Here is an 852-nt window from a genome sequence, read left to right on the forward strand (position 1 = left end):
GTGGCCAGCGCCTTGCCCGGCACTATGAGCTTGCCGCGCCGGGCTCCGCTGCCGAGGAGCGCGTACGGCAGGTCGACGACGGCGGCGTCCACCAGCAGCAGCCAGTCGGCGGGCAGGCCGAGCGGGGTGATGCCGCCGTACTCCATGCCGCTTTCGCCGACCGCGGGCTCCCGGGCCGCGAACGACGCCTTGCGGGCGCCGAGTTCGCGGCGGACCACGCCGTTGACGTCCACCCGGGTGCTGGACGGCACCACGCAGGCGGCCAGGGTGGCGGTGCCGCCGCGCTTGCCGACGACGATGACGCAGTTCGCGGAGTGGTCGAGCAGCCAGGGCCCGTAGTGGGCTACCAGGCCCGCGGTGTCGGCGTGTGTCGGGTCGGTGTCCACGTACTGCACCTCGTCGGCGGGCACGGGCCCGCCCCAGGCACGCACCGCATCGGCAACGGGCGGGACCAACAGGTCAAGGCAGGCACGGGCGGGACGGACGTCGGCGAAGGCTTCCTGAGGCGTGCGCAAGGTCATGCGCGTCAAGCTAACAGCCCCGCCGCCAGCGGCAGATGACGCCTTCCGCGGCCACCGGCCCGCCCTCCCGACACGCCCGGGCCGGCCGGGCGGCCCCGTGGCAGGACGGCCAGCCGACCAGAAGACCGGAAGACCGGAAGACTAAACGTTCAAACGTTCAGCCAGCCCTCGCGAACTACGCCGTCTGAGCCCGATCGCCCTGGGAACCCGTACGAGCCGGGCCCGGCGCCCACCTCCCCGCCGGTCGTGCCGGGCCCGGCGCCTGGCGGGCGGGGCGCGCACCCGCGGCGTACGGCCGGGCCGAGGTGCGTGGCCCCGGTCGAGCTGGCAA

1 protein-coding gene is annotated in these 852 nt (G+C 74.9%); it reads right to left on the minus strand.

What is annotated here, in order from left to right; translation table 11 throughout:
- The coding region (locus AAHZ94_RS34720) for a YbaK/EbsC family protein (RefSeq protein WP_349997645.1) at positions 1 to 521 on the minus strand (521 nt) is incomplete at its 3' end.
- Positions 522 to 852 lie beyond the last annotated feature (331 nt).

Origin of the sequence: Streptomyces sp. HSW2009, assembly GCF_040240285.1 — a bacterium.
In the GTDB taxonomy this organism is placed as follows: Bacteria; Actinomycetota; Actinomycetes; order Streptomycetales; family Streptomycetaceae; genus Streptomyces.